Here is a 20225-nt window from a genome sequence, read left to right on the forward strand (position 1 = left end):
TTTGGAAGAAATAAGTTATGATGGTCTAGAGGAACTGCCTCAGGTAGCGAAAACCTTGATGGAAACTTGCAAAGAGGATAAGATCTGGGTTTTCAAAGGTGACATGGGGGCAGGCAAGACCACCCTGATCAAGGAGCTGGCCAGGCAGCACGGGGTGGTTGACAATGTCAGCAGCCCAACCTTCTCCATTGTAAATGAATACCAGAATACAAGCGGGGATTTGTTTTATCATTTCGATTTCTACAGGCTCGATGATCCTGATGAAGCGTTGGAAATCGGGATTGATGACTATTTTTATAGCGGCAATCCATGTTGGATAGAGTGGGGTGAAAAAGTCGCCGAATATATTCCGGAGGATTTTGTGCTGATTGAAATCAACAGCGATCTTTCCGGCAAAAGAAACATTCAAATAAAGACAGTTAGGGATGGTAGCTAAAATGGCCGAGATCACTAAGGAAGCGGGTATATATCCCCAAGAGGCACTAGCCAAAGTAAAAAAGTCCAACAATTCACTGTTGATCGGATTGCCCCGTGAGGTGGCCTTTCAGGAAAAGCGTGTGGTGCTCACTCCCGAAGCCGTGGCGCTATTGGTCAACAACGGGCAGCGCGTGATGGTGGAGTCCAATGCAGGCAAACTTTCCAAATTTACCGACAAGGACTATTCTGACGCGGGGGCCAAGGTGGTCTATAGTGCCAAAGAAGCCTTTGATGCTGAAATTGTGCTAAAGGTAGAGCCCCCGAAGGAAGATGAAATAGCCATGATGAAACCCGGTGCCTGCCTCATTTCTGCTCTACAGCTAGGAAAGCAGAATGCTGACTATATACATGCCTTGAACAGGAAAAAGGTTACCGCGGTGGCCTTCGAAAACTTGGAAGACAAGGTGGGGGGTATGCCGGTGGTGCGGGCCATGAGCGAAATTGCCGGTAGCACGGTGATGCTGGTGGCGGCCGAGTATTTGAGTAGCGTAAATGATGGAAAAGGGCTGATTTTGGGGGGGATCACCGGTGTGCCGCCTACACAAGTGGTGATCATTGGTGCGGGCACGGTGGCTGAATATGCCGCCCGAACAGCCTTGGGCCTTGGTGCCACTATCCGTATCTTCGATAATCATATCTACAAGCTTCGTAGAATCAAGCAACTGCTTGGTCAGCAGGTGTATACTTCCACGATTGATAACTATACGTTGGGTCAGGCTTTGAAAGAGGCAGACGTGGTGATAGGAGCCTTAAGGGCCGAAAAGGGAAAAACTAAGGTGGTTGTTTCGGACGAAATGGTCGCCGCTATGATGCCTGGAAGTATCATCATAGATGTTAGTATCGATCAGGGAGGATGTGTGGAAACCTCCGAGATGACAACCCACAGCAATCCGACATTTACCAAATATGATGTGATTCACTATTGTGTGCCGAATATCGCATCCCGGGTGGCAAGGACAGCTTCCGTGGCCCTGAGCAATATTTTCACACCCATTCTCCTTCAAATGGCTGACCTCGGTGGAGCCGAGGAGATGATTTTCAATTACAAGTGGTTTATGAAAGGAGTATATACTTATAGAGGTAGCCTGACCAATGCTCACTTGGCCAGGAAATTCTCCATGTCTCACAAGGAATTGCAGCTATTGCTAGCTGCAAGGTATTAGGAAAGAAGGTTTTGTCTCAAAAGGAACTCTAGTTGATCATTGGCTTTTAGCAAGCTTCTGGTCAACTGGTCATTTTTTCTCCTTAAGTCAAATACTTCGTAAGCATTTTTCACGACTGTTCTCATATAATCTTCATCCCAAGGTTTGGTCAGGTAATGGTATACCTGGCCTTTGTTGATGGCGTCAATTACAGCCTGGATATCTGTATAGCCAGTCAATAGAATACGCATAGGATCAGGATAGTCCGGAATGATGGATTCCAAGAACTCCACGCCAGTTTCATTGGGCATCCTTTGGTCAGTAATGATGATTTCAACTGTTTGGTTTTCAAGGATTTTTCGGGCTTCCTCAGCTGACTCAGCGATAAAAATCTGGTAGTTTCTTCTAAAGGTAGCTTTGAATGCCTGCAGGTTGTTCACCTCATCGTCCACATAAAGGACTTTTATTTTTTCGTTTACTTCTTCCATTATCAGTAATTGATCTTCACTTGGGATTTGGTTGCTAAATTAGAGAAAATTTTGAATTTGCCTTCAGGTATTTAGCTGAACCTTTTGAAATTATTTTTGATAATATACAAAAAATGAAATTTTATTGAGGTAGAAGGCGGTAAAAATGTCCATGAAATGCATTTTTTGCCGTTTGAATAAATTATTGTGCGAAATCTATAAAAATATGACTTCTAAAATATAACTTTACTGCCATATCAGCTTACAAAAAATGCAATTCATGGAAGGTATTTTGGCCCCAACCCATAAAAAAGTAGCGTACAAGGCGGTTGTTTTGGATCCCCAGTCCCAAACTGACCAAGCCCAGATTGATGAACTTTTGGCCCAACCTTATGTCACTTTAATTGACACATCCTTGAGTCAAGTTGAGGAATTGATCAAGATCAATAATCCTACCGAAAAATTTGCTCCTGAAATTTTAACCCTAAAAGCAACTCAGTTTCTTGAAGAGATAGGAAAGGCGGCTTTATTTAATTTTGTGTTTTATCCATGGAGAAACACACTAACGGTTTTACTCAAGGAAAAGGAATTCTCCCATTTGAGGACTTCCAGAAATAAATACAAGATCACCCAAGAAGAACAGGATGTGCTGTCTACGAAAATCATCGGGGTGGTTGGGTTATCTGTAGGACAAAGTGTGGCGTTGAGTTTGGCCATGGAGCGCGGTTTTGGGGAGTTGCGGATTGCTGATTTTGACACTTTGGAGTTGAGCAACATGAACAGGATCAGGACCAGCGTAGTGAACTTGGGCGAACCAAAGACCAGAATCGTAGCCAGGGAAATTGCGGAAATAGACCCCTATCTGAAAGTAACTTTATTTGAGGATGGATTGACCGAGGATAATATGGACGCATTTTTTGAAAAAGGAGGCAAATTAGACCTATTAATAGAGGAATGTGACAATTTGCCTATAAAGCTTACCAGTAGGTTGAAAGCCAAATCTTTAGGTATTCCTGTTTTGATGGATACCAGCGATCGTGGTATGATTGACATAGAAAGATTTGATTTGGAAAGAGAAAGGCCTATATTTCATGGGAAATTAAAGGAGTTTGGGGAAGAATCTACCTTGGTCGGGGGAGCGAAAACCCACGGACAGGCATATTTTTCGGCTTTTGTTGATTTTGACCAACTCTCTGAGAGAGCAAGGGAGAGCATGGCTGAAATTGGTAAAACTATCACCACATGGCCCCAATTAGCAAGTTCGGTTTTGTTGGGAGGGGCAGCTTGTGGACATATTAGCCGGTCGATTTTGTTAGGGCAATCTCAATTCTCGGGGAGATTTTATATAGATATAGATCAATATTTATCTGGAAATAAATGAAAGTAAGAGTAAGGGTGGTAAGAGCAGTGGAAGATCTGGAGGCAACCACTAAATACATTGACGGGCACCATCGCGTGCTCGAATCCTACGGAGTGACCAAAGTGACTTCCGCAGATAGGTCATGGGCTTCCAATCCGAATGTTTATTTAATTCTTTTCGAATCTATAGAAGATTCCAGAGTCCTGGGTGGCGGTCGCGTTCAGCTTAAAAGCGAGGGGTTCCCACTTCCCTTTGAGAATGCCATCTACGAAATCGACAAAAGTATAGTTGAATATATGTCCCAATTTGGGGATTGTGAAGCGGCTGAGATCTGTGGTTTATGGAATAGTAAAGAGGTGGCAGGTTATGGCATCGGAAGCATCTACTTGGTTCGAATTGGGGTGGCCATTGCCTCACAATTAAATATCAAAAAACTTTTCGGTTTGTGCTCCCCTGTCACTGTCAAGATCTCTAAAAAAGTAGGTTACACGGTTATCAATGAACTCGGCAATGAGGGGACCTTTTTTTATCCAAAGGAAGATTTGGTGGCCACCGTTATGCATGTTGATGATGTGGAAAACATTCCTTTTGCTGAGGAAAAGGAAAGAGAATTTGTATTTAACGTAAGACAAGAAGGATTAACTCATTTGGTTGAGAAGGGACCTAAAGGGGAAATGGAAGTTTTGTTTGATCTGAAAATACCTACAGTACGCGTATGAAACAGTTTTACTACAACAACAAAAATGTTTTTATAAGTTTCGGGATTGTTTTTCTAGTGTTTATTTTACTCTTTATGTTTTTGCAGGATTTCAAGCCTGCCCATGAGCATAAGGTTAGTCAAATGAAACTCTTGACTCAGGAAGAATTTGAAGCTGATGCCTGGCGAACCCCCGTTGAATTTGATCAAATTAACAAGCTGGATGTTGGATCGAATAGGAATGGTTTTGCCATTCTTATGGATCTGTCGGATTATCCAAGTTACTCAGAGCATTCCATTTTAGAATTTAATTCCCCTGTTTTTAGGAAAGCCCATCTCTACAGAATAACTGAGGATGGGGAAAAAAGACTGATTGCGCATGCCGGTAACCTTACTAGAGATAGTAATCCTTTTAAACACCCCAATCCGATTTATGAAATCCTAACGGAAGAAGGAGACAGCCCTTACTTAGTCGCAGAGTTTCAATCTGAAGTTCCTGTAAATTTTACGGTTACTATTTCTCCCAAATTCAGCTTTTTTAAAGATTACAGCCATAGGCTATTGATCGTAAGTATATATATGGGGCTTATGCTGGCCTTATTTATGTACAACCTGATCCTTTATTTTTCAGTTAAAGATCGCGTTTACCTTTATTACTGTCTTTACATCCTCTTCATAGGCCTGGCCCAGCTTTCGATTATGGGCTATACTTATTATTTCTTCTTGGGAGAAAATGCTTATCTGTATGAAGTAAGCATTATTGGGTTTACTGTAGTAGCGAGTCTGTTTGGGATTCCTTTTGTAAGGATGTTTCTCAAAACAAAAGAGTATGTGCCCGTACTGGATAAAGTTCTATTATTCCTAATGGGTTCTTATGCCCTCACTTTGATTTTAAGGCTTGCCGGGTTGATCGAAATGAGCTATTTCCTGACGGATTTAAATGGTCTGGCGGTAGTTATTGTGTTCCTTACTATTGGTATCATTCTGGTAAAGAAAGGTTTTAGACCGGCAGTTTATTTTCTAATTGCTTGGGGCCTGTTTTTAGTGGGTTTGGTGATTTTTATCCTTCAGAATTTCGGGGTGCTCAACTTGGACGGTTATGCCAATTTTCCAATGCTGGCAGGAACAGCTTGCGAGGCTATCTTGCTTTCACTGGCTTTAGCTGACCGGATCAATATCCTCAAAAAAGAAAAAGAGCAGGAGCAATATGAGAAGCTTGCTGCGCTTAAGGAAAATGAGCGACTAGTCAAGCAGCAAAATTCCATGTTGGAAGAAAAAGTGCTCAACAGGACGGAAGAACTAGAAAAAACGCTTAAAAACCTTCAGGATACTCAGACACAATTGGTAAACCAAGAGAAAATGGCCTCTCTGGGACAATTGACCGCAGGGGTGGCACATGAAATTAATAACCCGATCAACTTTGTGAGTTCCAATGTTAACCCGCTGAAAAGGGATGTGGCAGACTTGATCGAGATCATGGAAGCCTATAGAGAAAAAGGAGCAAAAGAGTTTTCTGAAACTTCCCTGAAGGAACTGAAGAGGCTTGAGGATGAAATAGAGCTTGATTACGTAAAAGATGAAATCAACCAGCTTTTACAGGGAATGGAAGATGGAGCTAAGCGTACGGTTGAGATTGTAAAAGGCTTGAAGTTGTTCTCAAGAGTGGATGAGCAGGATGTGAAAAAAGTTGATATTCACGCTGGTATAAGCAGTACACTCGTGCTTCTCAACAGCAGCATGTCCAATAAGATACAAATCGTAAAAGACTTTGGTCAGATTCCGATGGTGGAATGCCTGGCGGGCAAGATCAACCAGGTCTTTATGAATATTGTAAATAATGCGGTTCATGCCCTCACAGAACATTTGGATAAAAACCCGAATCCCGAGATCATTATCAGGACTTCCATGGACGGGGATGATTTTGTGAAAATAGAAATCATCGACAATGGGCCGGGGATTCCCGATGAAGTAAAAGCCAGAATATTTGAACCTTTCTTTACCACCAAACCGGTAGGAAAAGGTACTGGGCTTGGACTTTCAATAGTTTTCACTATTATTGAAAAACATAGCGGGACACTTGAAGTGGAAAGCTGCCCAGATGCTGGTACCGCATTTATCATTAGGCTGCCAGTTCATCAAGAATCTGATATGATATGATAACCGAAAAGATTAAGGTTTTATATATTGACGATGAGGACAACAACTTAAACTCTTTTAAAGCGAGTTTGAGGAAGGACTTTGTCGTGCACACAGCAATCAACGCGGAAGCTGGGCTGGAAATGGTCAAACTTGAAGAATATCAAGTGGTCATAGCCGATCAGCGCATGCCTGAAATTACTGGTGTGGAGTTCTTTGAAAAACTCATTGCGATCAACCCTAATCCCATAAGAATACTGCTTACCGGTTATTCAGACATCAAATCTGTGATAGATGCCATCAACAAGGGCGAGGTATACAGGTTCATTGACAAGCCTTGGAACATCGAGCAGATCAAAAATGCGATCTATAATGCGGGAGAGATATATTTCACCCGTAAGGAACTGAAGGATAAAAATGACAAGCTCAAAAAAGTACATACTGAAATGAATCAGTTTGTATATAGCCTTTCGCATGAATTGAGAGGACCTTTGATGAGTATATCGGGCATATCCAAGCTGGCAAAGCTGGAAAATCAAAATCCTGAAGTCCTGGAGTATTTTACCATGATAGATCATGCAACCGACAAGCTTGACGATTTTATTTATAAAATGCTGGACTTTTATAGGTCCACTAAAATCGAAAACAAAATAGTAGCCATTGATTTCAACAAGGTATTGAGTCAACAATATGCTGCTTATCAGGAAAAATGGGATTTGGAAGATGTAGCAGTGGACTTCAACGTCAATCAAACGTTTGATTTTTATACCGATGATTCCAAGCTAAGGGTAATTCTGAACAACCTTTTCGGAAATGCCTTCAATTTTCAGAAGAAGGATAATCCATTTAAAAAGATTAGAATCGCTGTCGAAGTTACTGAGGATAATGCCATAATTGAGGTTTTTGACAACGGTATAGGTATTGATGAAAAACTTCAGAAAGAAGTATTTAACCTTTTTCAGCGGGCTACCCAGCAAAATGTGGGCTCAGGAATCGGTCTTTACATGGTCAAAGAATCCGTGGAACTCATGCAGGGCAAAATAACGCTCCAGTCAAAAATGGGAGAGGGGACCCATGTGAGGGTGGAATTACCCAACCTCCAACAAATCCCCGCTTCCCCAATTACTGTTTAAACCCAAATGTAACCAAGACCTTGTCGGTCAAAGTCTGCTCTTCGGGCAGCAGCACCGGCGAGGTTTTGGCGCTTTCCATACTGGCATCCATGGCCATGCGCATCATAGGGCGTGCAAAGTTTTCCTGGCTTTTATATTGCACCTTTTTGACCATTAATTCTCCCAAATTCATTGCGGACGCTATCGTATTCGCCCTTCTCTGCGCATCTTCCAGGGCCAGTTTCAAAAGTTCCTCTTCTTTGGATTTGCGCAAGTCATCAGTCAACTGAAAGCTTACCGAATAATTCAACTCCTCATACTCCCCCAGTACTTCCATTACTTTAAACAGTGACTGTTCGAGCTCATTCACTTTAATGTTCAACGTCTGGGAAGCGACGTATCCACTGTCTTTGGAGGAACCTCTTTGGTATATGCGGTTGATGTTGACGAAATAGTTGCTGGTGAAAACTTCCATGTCCTCAATTTTGGCTTTTTCGAGGTTTTTTATGATGGTGTTTGTCTTTTTATTAAGGGCCTGGGAGGCTTGGGAAGCCTGCATGGCTTTGAGCTGTAGATTGACTGATAGCAGGGCTTGGTCAGGCTTGATTTTTATTTCACTTTGCCCTTCTACCTCTATGAGGTTGTCTTGAGCCATAATTGGAGCCGACAGTGCGACTAGGAACAAAAGGGAAAGGATAGCTGCTCTCATGTTTTTGTGATTTGTAGATAAGACGGTAACGAGAAAGGTAACGCTACGGTTTTATTGAAAAATATATAACAAAATAGCAAATAATTACTTTGGAAACAGGGTAAATGGCCGTAATTTTGCGTTCTATTTGAATTTTGAAATTTAAAGTTTTTGATATGATAAATCCATGGCACGATGTGCAGATCGGTAAAGATGCACCGGAATATGTGACCGGAGTAATTGAAATCCCTAAAGGTAGCAAAGGTAAGTATGAGCTGGACAAGAAGACCGGCATGTTGCTATTGGACAGGGTGTTGTTTTCAGCTGTGCATTATCCAGCTAATTACGGTTTCATTCCGCAGACCTTTTGTGATGACCACGATCCTTTAGATATTTTGATCATTTCCCAGATTGATATTCCTTCCATGACTTTGGTAAAAGCCAAGGTGATCGGTGTAATGAGAATGATCGATGGTGGCGAGGCAGATGATAAAATCATTGCAGTGGCTGCCGATGACCAGTCTGTCAATTATATTGATGATATCGATGAATTGCCTCCTCACTTGATGAAAGAGGTGCACCGATTCTTTGAAGATTACAAGAAATTGGAAAACAAAGAGGTGAAAGTCGAGGACTTCCTGGGTAAGGAGGATGCCAAGCGTATCATTCAGGAAAGTATCGAATTGTACGACAAAAACTTCAGAACACAGAAATAATTAAATAGCCCGGTTTTTAAAGCCGGGCTAATTTGCTATTATTGGGCAGATGAAACACTTTTACCTACTGCTTTTTCTATTGATAAGCCATTTTTCCAAGGCCCAGATTATCCAACAAAATGGATGGGAGCTTTCTGGATATATGGAAGCCTATTATAGTTATGAATTTAACCGGCCAGAAAACCATCAACGGCCTGACTTCCTGTATAATTACAAAAGGCATAATGAGTTCAGCGTCAATTTAGCTTTTATCCGGGCAAAATATGAGGATGAAAATATCCGTGGCAACTTAGCCTTGATGACAGGCACCTATGCCCAATTCAACCTTGCAGATGAGCCTGCTTGGGCCCAGATGGTGTATGAGGCATCGGTGGGGGTAAGGCTTTATGATAAACTTTGGTTGGATGTGGGGATTATGCCATCCCATATTGGTTTTGAAAGTGCCGAAGGGATGGAAACCTGGCATCTCTCAAGAAGCCTTTTGGCGGAGAACTCCCCATATTTCCTCACAGGTGGCCGGTTGACGTATATGGCTCTAGAAGATTTGGAGGTTACCCTTTGGGCTGGGAATGGCTGGCAGAACGTGCAGAGACAAGAAGGCCACCAATCTCTGGCATTGGGGCTCGGGCTTAATTATCAGCCTTTGGAAGGGCTGGAAATCAATTACAGCAATTTTTTTGGAAATGAATACCCGCAAACTTTAAGGTTAAACCGGTTTTACAATAACTTTTATACCATGTATTCCTTTTCCAAGTGGGGGGTAACGGTAGGAGCTGATTATGGGGTGGAAGAAGCTATTTTTCGGCCTTTTAACGAATGGTATGCCTTTACGGCGTCGCTTCGTAGGCAGTTGGGAGAAAAATTTTATTTAGCCCTGAGAGCTGATCATTATTCCGATGTCAACGGTGTGATACTAAACTCAGGTTTGGAGGTCACTGGTTATTCGGTGAATCTTGACTACCAGGTTCACCCAAAAGCATTGGCTCGGATAGAGCTGAGGCAATTTAATAGCCCTGAACCTATTTTTGATCTTCCCGGAGGGAGAGTAAGCACTGGAAATACGGCTATTAATTCTTCCTTGGCGATAAGGTTTTAAAAAAAAAAGCCCCACAAAATTTCATTTGTGTGGCTTTTTTTTGTTTAAGGCAATCAGCCCAATTTAGCCAAGCTCTCTTCCAAAGCTTTAATTTTGGCTACCGCATCAGCCTCTTTTTTCTTTTCCACTTCCACCACTTGGGCAGGAGCGTTGTTTACAAAGCGCTCATTGCTAAGTTTTTTAGACACAGACTTGAGGAAGCCTTTGGTGTAATCCAATTCCTTTTGCAGGTTCTCCTTTTCCTGTTCCACATCAATCTGATTACCCATAGGGATGAAGAACTCATCGGATTTTACTACAAAGCTGAGAGCATTTTCTACCTTTTCTCCAAAGCTGACATCACTGATGTTTGCCAATTTTTTGATAATTGCTTCAAACTCTTGGTAGAGCTCAGGCTGCTTGGTGTTGATGGTCAGGTCAAAGCTTTCCTTTGGGGAAATTCCTTTGGATGCACGTGTATTTCTGATCTGGCTCACCACATCAAAGACTACGGCGGCTTTGTCTATTAGCTCTTTGTTAAAGTCTCCAGCTTTTGGCCATGCGGATACTATCAAAGCATCCTTCACATCACGGCCTTTGATCTGGTGCCAAAGCTCTTCAGTGATGAATGGCATGAAAGGATGGAGCAGCTTCAGGATGGATTCGAAAAACTCAATCGTTTTTTCATATGTTTCCAAATCTGCGGGCTGTTGATACGCCGGCTTGATCATCTCCAGATACCAAGAGCAGAAGTCATCCCAAACCAACTTGTAAGTAGCCATCAGGGCGTCAGAAATCCTGAACTTGCTAAAATGGTCCTCGATTTCCGTTATGGCTTGGTTTAATCTGCTTTCAAACCATTGGAAAGCCGCTTTGTTGTTGTTTTCCAAAATAGAGGAATCCACTTCCCAGCCTTTTACCAATCGGAAGGCATTCCAGATTTTGTTGGAGAAATTACGGCCCTGCTCTACCAGCTTCTCATCAAAGGGCAAATCATTTCCCGCCGGTGAGCTGAACAACATACCTGTTCTTACTCCGTCCGCACCATAGATTTTAATCAAATCCAATGGATCAGGGGAGTTGCCCAGCGATTTGGACATTTTTCTGCCCAATTTATCCCTAACTATCCCGGTCAGGTACACATTTTTGAATGGCTTCTCGCCAGTATATTCGTAACCCGCTATGATCATTCTGGCTACCCAGAAGAATAGGATCTCTGGGGCGGTCACCAGGTCATTTGTCGGATAATAGTATTTCAGATCCTCATTCTGCTCACCGGTAGTGAAAACTTCGGAGTCAAAAACAGAAATCGGCCACAGCCAGGATGAAAACCAAGTGTCCAATACATCATCTTCCTGTCTGAGGTCTGACGCATTGTAATTTTCGCCATACTGCTGATTTGCCATCTCTACCGCCTCTTCCAAGCTTCCGGCTACTACAAATTCGCCGTTTGGAAGGTAATAGGCAGGTATCCTGTGGCCCCACCAAAGCTGACGGGAAATACACCAGTCGCGCACATTTTCCATCCATGCGCGGTACATGTTTTTGAATTTAGGGGGATAAAGTTGAATTACGTCTTCCATTACTGCCTTTAAAGCAGGCTTGGTAAGCTCATCCATTTTCAAAAACCATTGCAGGGAGAGCTTGGGCTCTATTACCGCATCTGTTCTCTCAGAATGTCCAACATTGGATTTGTAATCCTCCACTTTATCCAATTGGCCAACTTCTTCAAGCTTTTTGGCGATCTTTTTTCTAGCTACAAACCTATCCTCACCTACCAGGATCTGGGCTTTTTCATTCAGTGTACCGTCGTCATTCAAAATGTCGATAGATTCCAGCTTATGTTTTAAACCCAATTCATAATCGTTCAAATCGTGGGCAGGGGTAACTTTAAGGCAACCTGTACCAAACTCCACGTCAACATATTCATCTTCTATGATCGGGATGGCCCTGTTGATCAATGGGATCAATGCCTTTTTACCTTTGAGATGGGTAAATCTAGGATCATTCGGGTTGATGCAGATGGCCACGTCAGCCATGATGGTTTCAGGGCGCGTGGTGGCAATGGTCAAGTGGTCTTCCGACCCTTCGATTTTATAATTGATGTAATAAAGCTTGGAATTGATTTCCTTGAAAATCACCTCGTCATCGGACAGTGCCGTCTTGCCCTGGGGATCCCAATTCACCATTCGGATGCCACGGTAGATTTTGCCTTTTTTGTGAAGATCCACAAACACGCTGATGACAGCCTTGCTCAAATCCTCGTCCATGGTAAATTTGGTGCGGTCCCAGTCACAGGAAGCTCCAAGTTTTTTCAACTGTTCAAGGATAATTCCACCGTATTTTTCCTTCCATTCCCAGGCATAAGACAAAAACTCTTCGCGCGTGATGGACTTCTTGTCAATGCCCCTTTCCTTGAGCATGGCCACGACTTTCGTTTCAGTGGCGATGGATGCATGGTCAGTTCCAGGAACCCAGCAAGCATTTTTTCCTTCCATTCTGGCTTTTCGTACCAAGACATCTTGAAGGGTATTGTTCAACATGTGCCCCATGTGCAAAACGCCGGTGACGTTTGGCGGAGGGATGACCACCGTGTAAGGTTCTTTATTATAATCTACTTGTGAGCTAAATAATTTGTTTTCCATCCAGAACTGGTACCATTTGGATTCCGCTTCTGAAGGATCATACTTAGTAGATAAGGACATATCAGTTGTTGCTATATAGATGTGTAAATAGAGCACAAAAATAACATAAATATCTTTTTGGGCATCAATGTGCAGGCAATTACCTCCCTTTTAAAAGTCAGTTTGTATTTTGAGTTCGGCTTTTAAGTTCTAAATTTGTCACAAACTAATTTTTGATGATGAAGAACCAAAAAGTAGCCTCAAAGACAACGTGGGTTCAGGTGCCCAAAAACTCTGATTTTACCATTTACAATTTGCCTTTTGGGATTTTTAAAAACAAACGCCTTTCCCCACGGGCCGGAATAGCCATTGGGGACAAGATCGTGGATCTGTCAGTGTTGCATGCGGAAGGTTTTTTCTCGGATATGCACCTGCCGGATGATATTTTCCTAAAAGATTCCTTAAATGACTTCATTGGCCTGGGCAAAAATGTAACCCGAAAGGTTAGAGAGAAAGTCCAGTATCTTCTGGAAGAAGAAAGTGCTGAGCTTAGGGATCATCAATGCAGGGGAAAAGCGATGGTCAATCGCCAGGAGGCCGAAATGCTGATGCCTGTAAAAGTGGGTGACTATACGGATTTTTACAGCAGCATGGAGCACGCCACTAATGTGGGTACTATGTTTAGGGATCCTGACAACGCCTTGCTGCCTAACTGGAAACATCTGCCGGTAGGTTATCATGGGCGTGCTTCTTCAATCATTCCTTCAGGAGTGCCCATACACCGTCCAAAAGGCCAGTATAAAGACCCGAATATGGACAAACCTGAGTTTGGACCATCTAGGCGACTTGATTTTGAGCTTGAGCTGGCATTCATTACAGGGAAATCCACCAAAATGGGGGATTCTGTAAGCACGAAAGATGCTGAAGATTACATCTTTGGCTTTGTGCTCTTCAACGATTGGTCGGCAAGAGACCTTCAGGCTTGGGAATATGTGCCATTGGGGCCATTCTTGGGCAAAAACTTTGCCTCCAGCATCTCTCCGTGGATCGTAACTATGGAAGCTATGGAGCCGTTCCGTACCAGCAGCCCAAAGCAGGACCCAGAGGTCTTGCCTTACCTGCAGTGTGAGGGAGACCATGGGTTTGACATTAATTTAGAGGTGTTTATCCAACCGGAAAATGGGAAGCCCTCTAAGGTCTGCTCTTCAAATTACAAATACATGTACTGGAACATTGCCCAGCAGCTTGCCCATCATACTGTGAATGGTTGTAACATCAATGTAGGTGATATGTATGCTTCGGGTACCATTTCCGGTCCTACAGAGGATAGCTTCGGTTCCATGTTGGAATTGGCCTGGAAGGGTACCAAGCCTGTAAAACTAGATTCAGGTGAGGAAAGGAAATTTATCGAAGATGGTGATTCGGTGATTATGAAAGGCCATTGCCAGAAGGATGAAATCCGTGTTGGCTTTGGGGAAGTAAGCTCCAAAGTTTTGCCGACAAAAAAATAGAATTTGACAATTAGGTTTATATTTCCAAAAGGGGATGATCATAAATTGCAAAAATAAGGCGCTTGATGAATTTCAAGCGCCTTATTTATTCCGGTGTGATGTAGACTTTGCTTTCAAGTGTTGATTTAGCAGTTCCGCCATAGGTGCCAACCACGGGTAAGGTGAGTTTGGGTATGGCGCTGCTGGCCAATGGGATGTAATGTTCGTCGGTGAATAAACCCAGACTAGGGTCTATCCCCACCCAGCCGGCTCCTGGAAGGTAAACCTCCACCCAGGCATGCAGCTCGTGTCCTTCCTCCAATTCCGGATTGTATGCATAGCCACTGACAAATTTGGCAGCAAGGCCTAAACTTCGTAGCATCTGGATGAGCATCCAGCTGAGGTCTCTGCAGCTTCCGATTTTTTCTCTCAGTGTTTTAATGGGTAGCCACAGCCCGTCATCCTCCCGAACAATATGTTCCCATTCTTGGTGGATGTAATGTAGAATGCGATTTAGAAAGGTAAGAGGGTTTTCATTTTCATGAAAGAAAATGTGCGCCAGATTCTTAATTTCTTCCTTCGGCTCGTATTGGAGGGAGGCGTAAAGGAGTTGCTTTTCCTCTGGGGTGTAGAAGGTGTTAAGATTCTGCTGAAACCTTTCTGTAAACTGGTGGTCCAAAATAAAAGCAAATGGATTGAAATGCCGAAGTTCGGCCGAGAATTCAATGACAATTTCCAACCTGTCCGTTTCTCCTTCAAACCAGGCAAGATGATGGGGGTTTCCATCAATATTAAATCTCAACTGCTGGTCTACGGGGCCGGGAGAAATTTTTAAGTCATACTCCTTAAGCTCAAAATGATCCCTTTGCAGGGGGTGCATGAATATGGCATGGGGATTTAACTGAACTTTTTCAGAATAAGCATATCGGGTATGGTGTACAATTCTGAGGGACTTCATTCCATGTCTATATTTAGTTGGGGGTCATCTTTGGTGATGGCTTTGTTGAGAGATTCTGAAGGGAGGGCATTGATAGCAGCCTTGATCCGGGTGTTCCAAAAGTCAGAGATGTGCCTCAACTCCGGTTGGGTAAAACGCTTTTCAATGGTAAAGTAGGAATCGTTTTTCAGGTAAACCGTGTCAATCGGGTAATCCACATCATTGGCCGATATTCTGGTAGCATCAAAGGCGAGGAATGCACATTTTAGGGCAAATTCCATCGAGTCCGTAAAATGCAGCGATCTGCGGAGAATCGGGGTTCCAAAGCCGCTGTTTCCTATAATGACAAAGGGTGTCCCTTCCTGGATTTCAATCCAATTACCTTCCGGGTAAAGCAGGTATAATTTGGGTTCTTTATCGTTTTCCAGTTGTCCTCCAATGATTGAGAACAGGTTGAAGGAAAGCCCGGCATCCACCAGGCTTTGTTTGTCTTCAGCGGCTACCCGCCGGATTTGGGTGCTAAATTCATTGACGGCCTTGTAGAGCTTGTCAAAAGAATCGTCCCGCTCTTCAATGATTTCCAAGAAATAAGTGATGGCCTTGTCCCTTACGGAACGAAGGCCAGAAGTCATAATGAAGAAGGAATGGTTTTCCCGATTAAGAGTAAATACTTTTCTTGAAGTAGTCGTGTCGCTCCCGGAGGTGATCCGGGTGTCGGCAAGGCCTAAAATTCCAGATTGTAATTTGATTCCAATACAAAAGGTCATGATTGCTCTTGAGTTTGAAAGATCAAGTTACTTTTAATCTGGAAATAATTCTTATCTACCTCGTTGGAAATTTTGTTGATTTTTATCTGGAGCTTGTCCAAATACTCATGCAACCCTTCTGAAATCACATCGTTCACGTCATCATACTCCAATTTGGAGCGGAGTTCGCCCATGGATTTCTCAGCGTTGTTTTTGAAACCTACTCCATCAGAACCTGAAATCTTGTTCAGACAGTTTTCGGCTTCTTTGAGACAATAGTAAACCGAGCGTGGGAAATACTTATCCAGCACCAAAAACTCCACTACACCGGAAGGGGTAATGTTGCCATAAAATCGTCTGTAGGTATTGAACGCGGTAACTGATTTCAATAAGGCAGACCATTGCAAAAAGTCCAATGGTGAACCTACTTCCTCATGGGAGGGAAGTAGGATGTGGTATTTTACATCCAAAAACCTGCTGGTCTTATCCGCTCTTTCCAGATATTGGCCCAATTGCCTAAAATACCAGCCCTCTGTTCTAGCGACGGTGTTTTCAGCCAAGCCATAAAGAAGCAAGATGCTGTCTTTTACATGCCCAAAGAATGCCCTTGGATCTTCCTTCTTCCAGATGGTTTTTTCCTTACCCGATTTTACAAAGTGGTAGGTTTCATTTAGTTTTTCCCAGGTTTCTTTGCTGAGGTTTTCTCTGATCATTCTGGCATTTTCACGGGCATTTTTCACCGAATTGAACAATGAATTGGGATTGTCCTCGTCGAAGGCCAGGAAGAAAATGACCGTCTTTCGGTCAAAATGGTTTCCGTATTTGTCGATATAGATTTGGTGGTCACCGGTGATTTTCACCAAGGGTTCCCATTGTTCTTTCATATCATGAGGCATGTCCAGCATGAGATTGAAATTGACATCTATGAAACGGGCATAATTTTCCGCCCTTTCGACATATCGCCCCAACCAGTATATGGAGTTTGCAACTCTACTAAGCATATTCGTCGTGTTTTGTTAATATAATACCCAGGTATCTTTGCTGCCCCCACCTTGGGAACTGTTTACCACCAAGGATCCTTTTTTCAGCGCAACCCTTGTGAGGGCACCAGGAACTACGTCTATTTCCTCACCGTAAAGCACATAAGGCCTCAAATCCACGTGTCGGGATTCGATTGAATCACCCACGATTGTCGGTACGGTAGAAAGCGACAAGGTAGGCTGGGCAATGTAATTGGAAGGGTTGGCCTTGATCAACTCCCTGAATTTCTCATGTTCCTCAGCGGTGGATTTTGGACCTATGAGCATCCCATAGCCACCTGCTGCATTGGTTTCTTTTACTACCAAGTCATGAATGTTGTCTAAAACATATTGCCTCTCATCTTCTTTTCGGCACAAATAAGTAGGGACATTTGAGAGGATTGGTTCTTCCTTCAAATAATACCTGATAATCTCGGGTACGTAGGCGTACACAGCCTTATCATCTGCCACCCCGGTTCCGGGAGCATTGGCCAATGCAATATTGCCGGCTTTATAAGCTTCAAAAAGGCCCGGTACACCCAGCATACTGTCAGGGTTAAATGCCATTGGGTCTATAAAAGTGTCGTCAAGCCTTCTGTAAAGTACATCAATTTGTTCTTTACCATAGGTGGTCTGCATGTATACAATATTGTCTTCTACAATTAAATCCATGCCCACCACGAGTTCGCAGCCCATCTGCTGGGCAAGGTAGGAATGTTCAAAATAGGCCGAGTTGAAGACCCCCGGGGTCAAAACACCGACCTTAGGCTTAGCTTTGTCAGACAGGAACTGGAGCATGTTCAACAGCCTGATGGGGTAATTTGAAACAGGTCTTACACCAAGGTCATTGAATAAATCTGGATAAGCCCGCTTGATTATCTCCCGGCTTTCCAGCATGTAGGAGACCCCTGATGGACATCTTAGGTTATCCTCAAGCACATAATATTGGCCATCTTTGTCCTTCACCAGGTCCGTGCCCGTGATATGGCACCAGATTCCTTTTGGGGGAGTTAGCCCAATGCAGGGTTCAAGATAATCTTTGGACCCCAAAATCAGGTCCTTTGGTACCACCCCATCGTTTAGGATGTTTTGTTCATTGTAGATGTCCTGAAGAAACAGGTTCAATGCCTTGATCCTTTGCTTTAGGCCATCTTCGATAATCTTCCATTCCTGGGAGGGGATGATGCGGGGAATGATGTCCAGGTGAAGGATTTTCTCAACCCCCTGGTCATCATGATACACATTAAACGTCATGCCCATTCCTACCTGCGCCTTATCGGCGGCAAATTGTAAGTGGTTTAGTTTTTTACGCGATACTCTTTTGATTAGGCTTTCGTACTTGCAATAATGAGGGCGGCAGAGGCCGTGCTCATCATACATTTCATCAAAAAAAGCCTTCGATGATCTGGACTCGATTAGTGGCATAATTGCAGTGATTTTACTTAAAGTCTTAATAATGTAGTGAAAATCTTGTAAAAAGTCAATTTAAAAAACGTAAATATTATATGTTGATGCATTAATTTCAATTTGTTGCTAATAATAGTTGTTTAATTTATAAAAATAAAAGCTTTGCATAAAATTATTTTTGAGCATAAAAAAGCCCGTTAAAAAACGGGCCAACTATTATGAAGAGCTATACAGCTTTACTTGCGTTTTATTTCCGTCAATACAGGGAAATGATCGGATGGATATTTTTTCCCATAATTGTCTGAAAGGGTACCGTGTCTGATAACTTCAAAATCATTAGTGATAAAAATGTAATCAATCCTGTTTTCAGGAAGCCTATCCCAATCGAAGGCATTGAAGGTGCCCTTCGGTCCAATGGAGTGGAATGGTGCCAAGTGATAGGTGTCCTTGAGCATGCCTGCCTCTTCCACAGTTTTGTATGCAGGGTTATCATCCGTCACATTCATATCCCCCATGAAGATCACGGGATGCTCAGCCGTGTTGATTTCTTGGATTTTCTCCATCACAAGCTTGCTGCTTTCCTCCCTTGCCTGCTGCCCTACGTGGTCATAGTGGACGTTGAACACATAAAATTCGCCAAATTCCTCATGCTTAAATTTACCATAGGTGCATACCCGCGGCAATTGGGCGTCCCAACCTACAGATGGCTCATCAGGAGTTTCTGATAACCAAAATGTGTCTTCTTCCAAGAGTTCGAATTTATCCGGGTTATAAAAGATGGCAGAAAACTCGCCTTCCTCGTCACCTTTGTCCCGACCCACGCCGATATAGGGAAAGCCAAGTTCAGCCTGCATTTTTTCCAACTGGTGGTGCATCCCTTCCTGGGTGCCTATGATGTCCATTTGATGAAATTTGATCAGGTTTATAAGATGGGGAGCCCGATCCTCCCACATGTTGCCCTCATCAGTGGGGCTATCAAACCTGATGTTGTATGATGCAATATTGAGAGACTGGGAAAAGCCCGAAATCGTGAGCGTAACAAATAGGACTAAAGTGGTTAAGGTTTTCATCATTATTTTTCGTTTTAATTTTTCAATTATCGGCAACACATCTGAAGCCAATATGGGAGGCTCCCGAGTAGATGTCTTGGGCTGTTCTGGCAGTTGTTCTGTAGTTAGTGCAATAATTGTCTGCACAAAGGTACGAGCCTCCTTTGATAGTCTTTTCCTGTGCTTTGGGATTGTTGGGGTTGAAACATTTTGAAACCGTGGAGTCCAATGGCATCCTTTTTCCTGAAATTCTGGACAGTGTATATTCATCATACCAATCCGAGGTGAGTTCCCAAACATTTCCAATCATATCATAAAGCCCCCATCTGTTAGCGGGAAAACTTTTAACTGGTGAAGTGCCTGTGAAGCCGTCCTCAGCACTGTCGTGGCTCGGGAAATTCCCCTGGAAAGTGTTAGCCATAAACTGCCCGTCCACTTTAAGTTCATTCCCCCAAGGATATTGGTCTGAGTTTTCAGCTTTAGCGGCGTATTCCCACTCCTTTTCGGTGGGTAGTCTTTTTCCGGCCCAATTGGCATAAGCCTGGGCATCTTCAAATGCAATATGGACTACTGGGTGATCCCATTTCCCCTCCAGATTACTGGCGGGCCCTTCAGGTTGTTTCCAGTGCGCTCCAGGTATCCATTTCCACCAAACCTGGTGGTTTCGTAAATTTACGGGATGGGAGGGAGGAGTAAAAACCAACGATCCTGCCACCAAAAGGGAGTCAGCAGGCTTTGGCGAACCCGGTGGAAGCTGTTTTTGCAGTTCTTCCCAGTTAACATCCCTTTCTGCCACGGTCACATACCCCGTTTTTCTTACAAATTCTTCGAATTGTGCATTGGTGACTTCCGTTTCGTCCATCCAAAAACTGTTTACGGTAGATTTAACGGCTGGCCTTTCCCGATGAGCTGTCCACCTATCATTCGTTCCCATGTAAAATTCCCCACCTTCAATGAAAACCATCCCTTCTGTTGAAAACCCCCAATTGAGATTTTCGCCACTTTTCCTTTCCGAACAGGAAAGAATGATTAGCAGTAACAGGCTTAAGGTGGAATGTTTCATAATAAAAAAAGCTTGGACTG

The 20225-nt window shown here is 43.2% G+C and carries 18 protein-coding genes; 9 read left to right on the forward strand and 9 right to left on the reverse strand.

The features are described from left to right. Nucleotide 1: 1 nt before the first annotated feature. A complete protein-coding gene (gene tsaE / locus KI659_RS02525; RefSeq protein ID WP_213943760.1) occupies nt 2–436 on the forward strand; it encodes a tRNA (adenosine(37)-N6)-threonylcarbamoyltransferase complex ATPase subunit type 1 TsaE in 435 nt (144 codons plus the stop codon). Then, complete coding sequence (locus KI659_RS02530) at nt 426–1640, forward strand: alanine dehydrogenase (protein ID WP_213943761.1); 1215 nt, start codon at nt 426–428, stop codon at nt 1638–1640. Before tsaE ends, KI659_RS02530 begins: the two co-directional genes overlap by 11 nt. On the opposite strand, the gene KI659_RS02535 is transcribed toward KI659_RS02530, so the two are convergent. Further along, complete coding sequence (locus tag KI659_RS02535; protein WP_213943762.1) at nt 1637–2107, reverse strand: response regulator; 471 nt, start codon at nt 2105–2107, stop codon at nt 1637–1639. The two genes, KI659_RS02530 and KI659_RS02535, sit on opposite strands and share 4 nt — an antisense overlap. A 259-nt stretch (nt 2108–2366) precedes the next feature. Between KI659_RS02535 and KI659_RS02540 the strand changes: the two genes are divergently transcribed. The 4 genes from KI659_RS02540 to KI659_RS02555 are packed head-to-tail and all read left to right on the forward strand — an operon-like array spanning nt 2367 to nt 7412. Further along, nucleotides 2367–3467 carry a ThiF family adenylyltransferase gene (locus KI659_RS02540; RefSeq protein ID WP_213943763.1) on the forward strand — a complete coding sequence of 367 codons (1101 nt, stop codon included), beginning with the start codon at nt 2367–2369 and terminating at the stop codon, nt 3465–3467. Next, nucleotides 3464–4165, forward strand: coding sequence for a hypothetical protein (locus KI659_RS02545; RefSeq protein ID WP_213943764.1), 702 nt, complete (start codon nt 3464–3466; stop codon nt 4163–4165). The genes KI659_RS02540 and KI659_RS02545 overlap by 4 nt, the downstream gene beginning before the upstream one ends. Next, entirely contained in the window at nt 4162–6300 is a 2139-nt protein-coding gene (locus KI659_RS02550; RefSeq protein ID WP_213943765.1) for a 7TM diverse intracellular signaling domain-containing protein, read from the forward strand. Before KI659_RS02545 ends, KI659_RS02550 begins: the two co-directional genes overlap by 4 nt. Next, nucleotides 6300–7412 carry a hybrid sensor histidine kinase/response regulator gene (locus KI659_RS02555; RefSeq protein ID WP_213944183.1) on the forward strand — a complete coding sequence of 371 codons (1113 nt, stop codon included), beginning with the start codon at nt 6300–6302 and terminating at the stop codon, nt 7410–7412. Before KI659_RS02550 ends, KI659_RS02555 begins: the two co-directional genes overlap by 1 nt. Here KI659_RS02555 and KI659_RS02560 read toward each other — a convergent pair. Further along, nucleotides 7402–8100, reverse strand: a complete 699-nt coding sequence (locus tag KI659_RS02560) for an SIMPL domain-containing protein (RefSeq protein ID WP_213943766.1) — start codon at nt 8098–8100, stop codon at nt 7402–7404. The two genes, KI659_RS02555 and KI659_RS02560, sit on opposite strands and share 11 nt — an antisense overlap. A 155-nt stretch (nt 8101–8255) precedes the next feature. On the opposite strand from KI659_RS02560, the gene KI659_RS02565 reads away from it, so the two are divergent. Together KI659_RS02565 and KI659_RS02570 are read left to right on the forward strand one after the other, a co-directional pair. Continuing rightward, nucleotides 8256–8795 carry an inorganic diphosphatase gene (locus KI659_RS02565; protein WP_213943767.1) on the forward strand — a complete coding sequence of 180 codons (540 nt, stop codon included), beginning with the start codon at nt 8256–8258 and terminating at the stop codon, nt 8793–8795. 49 nt (nt 8796–8844) lie between these two features. Beyond that, a complete protein-coding gene (locus tag KI659_RS02570; protein ID WP_213943768.1) occupies nt 8845–9891 on the forward strand; it encodes an outer membrane beta-barrel protein in 1047 nt (348 codons plus the stop codon). A 53-nt stretch (nt 9892–9944) separates the two neighbouring features. Here the strand turns inward: KI659_RS02570 and KI659_RS02575 are convergent, their stop codons facing one another. Then, nucleotides 9945–12575 (reverse strand): valine--tRNA ligase, encoded by a 2631-nt coding sequence (locus KI659_RS02575; RefSeq protein ID WP_213943769.1) that lies wholly within the window; start codon nt 12573–12575, stop codon nt 9945–9947. A gap of 158 nt (nt 12576–12733) precedes the next feature. Here KI659_RS02575 and fahA point away from each other — a divergent pair, with 158 nt between their 5' ends. After that, entirely contained in the window at nt 12734–14005 is a 1272-nt protein-coding gene (gene fahA, locus KI659_RS02580) for a fumarylacetoacetase (protein WP_213944184.1), read from the forward strand. A gap of 85 nt (nt 14006–14090) precedes the next feature. On the opposite strand, the gene KI659_RS02585 is transcribed toward fahA, so the two are convergent. The 6 genes from KI659_RS02585 to KI659_RS02610 all read right to left on the reverse strand — a co-directional run bounded on the left by KI659_RS02585 (nt 14091) and on the right by KI659_RS02610 (nt 20205). Continuing rightward, nucleotides 14091–14942: a transglutaminase family protein gene (locus tag KI659_RS02585; protein ID WP_213943770.1), complete on the reverse strand. Its 852-nt coding sequence runs from the start codon at nt 14940–14942 to the stop codon at nt 14091–14093. Further along, a complete protein-coding gene (locus tag KI659_RS02590) occupies nt 14939–15688 on the reverse strand; it encodes a peptidase (protein WP_213943771.1) in 750 nt (249 codons plus the stop codon). Before KI659_RS02590 ends, KI659_RS02585 begins: the two co-directional genes overlap by 4 nt. Further along, nucleotides 15685–16668, reverse strand: coding sequence for an alpha-E domain-containing protein (locus KI659_RS02595; protein WP_213943772.1), 984 nt, complete (start codon nt 16666–16668; stop codon nt 15685–15687). Before KI659_RS02595 ends, KI659_RS02590 begins: the two co-directional genes overlap by 4 nt. Before the next feature lie 15 nt (nt 16669–16683). Next, nucleotides 16684–18111, reverse strand: coding sequence for a circularly permuted type 2 ATP-grasp protein (locus KI659_RS02600; protein ID WP_213943773.1), 1428 nt, complete (start codon nt 18109–18111; stop codon nt 16684–16686). Nucleotides 18112–18329: 218 nt separating this feature from the next. Further along, a complete protein-coding gene (locus KI659_RS02605; RefSeq protein WP_213943774.1) occupies nt 18330–19166 on the reverse strand; it encodes an endonuclease/exonuclease/phosphatase family protein in 837 nt (278 codons plus the stop codon). Between the two features lie 19 nt (nt 19167–19185). Then, the gene (locus KI659_RS02610; RefSeq protein WP_213943775.1) at nt 19186–20205 is read right to left on the reverse strand and encodes a formylglycine-generating enzyme family protein; all 1020 of its coding nucleotides are present in this window, start codon (nt 20203–20205) and stop codon (nt 19186–19188) included. Between the last annotated feature and the right edge of the window lie 20 nt (nt 20206–20225).

This window comes from Litoribacter ruber, assembly GCF_018449405.1.
Lineage (GTDB): Bacteria > Bacteroidota > Bacteroidia > Cytophagales > Cyclobacteriaceae > Litoribacter > Litoribacter ruber.

What these genes read in the sequence shown, in the direction of transcription:
- KI659_RS02530 (WP_213943761.1), top strand. Translation starts at nt 426, where the DNA reads ATGGTAGCTAAAATGGCCGAGATCACTAAGGAAGCGGGTATATATCCC.
- KI659_RS02535 (WP_213943762.1), bottom strand. Translation starts at nt 2,107, where the DNA reads ATGGAAGAAGTAAACGAAAAAATAAAAGTCCTTTATGTGGACGATGAG.
- KI659_RS02540 (WP_213943763.1), top strand. Translation starts at nt 2,367, where the DNA reads ATGGAAGGTATTTTGGCCCCAACCCATAAAAAAGTAGCGTACAAGGCG.
- KI659_RS02545 (WP_213943764.1), top strand. Translation starts at nt 3,464, where the DNA reads ATGAAAGTAAGAGTAAGGGTGGTAAGAGCAGTGGAAGATCTGGAGGCA.
- KI659_RS02550 (WP_213943765.1), top strand. Translation starts at nt 4,162, where the DNA reads ATGAAACAGTTTTACTACAACAACAAAAATGTTTTTATAAGTTTCGGG.
- KI659_RS02560 (WP_213943766.1), bottom strand. Translation starts at nt 8,100, where the DNA reads ATGAGAGCAGCTATCCTTTCCCTTTTGTTCCTAGTCGCACTGTCGGCT.
- KI659_RS02565 (WP_213943767.1), top strand. Translation starts at nt 8,256, where the DNA reads ATGATAAATCCATGGCACGATGTGCAGATCGGTAAAGATGCACCGGAA.
- KI659_RS02570 (WP_213943768.1), top strand. Translation starts at nt 8,845, where the DNA reads ATGAAACACTTTTACCTACTGCTTTTTCTATTGATAAGCCATTTTTCC.
- KI659_RS02575 (WP_213943769.1), bottom strand. Translation starts at nt 12,575, where the DNA reads ATGTCCTTATCTACTAAGTATGATCCTTCAGAAGCGGAATCCAAATGG.
- fahA (WP_213944184.1), top strand. Translation starts at nt 12,734, where the DNA reads ATGAAGAACCAAAAAGTAGCCTCAAAGACAACGTGGGTTCAGGTGCCC.
- KI659_RS02585 (WP_213943770.1), bottom strand. Translation starts at nt 14,942, where the DNA reads ATGAAGTCCCTCAGAATTGTACACCATACCCGATATGCTTATTCTGAA.
- KI659_RS02590 (WP_213943771.1), bottom strand. Translation starts at nt 15,688, where the DNA reads ATGACCTTTTGTATTGGAATCAAATTACAATCTGGAATTTTAGGCCTT.
- KI659_RS02595 (WP_213943772.1), bottom strand. Translation starts at nt 16,668, where the DNA reads ATGCTTAGTAGAGTTGCAAACTCCATATACTGGTTGGGGCGATATGTC.
- KI659_RS02600 (WP_213943773.1), bottom strand. Translation starts at nt 18,111, where the DNA reads ATGCCACTAATCGAGTCCAGATCATCGAAGGCTTTTTTTGATGAAATG.
- KI659_RS02605 (WP_213943774.1), bottom strand. Translation starts at nt 19,166, where the DNA reads ATGATGAAAACCTTAACCACTTTAGTCCTATTTGTTACGCTCACGATT.
- KI659_RS02610 (WP_213943775.1), bottom strand. Translation starts at nt 20,205, where the DNA reads ATGAAACATTCCACCTTAAGCCTGTTACTGCTAATCATTCTTTCCTGT.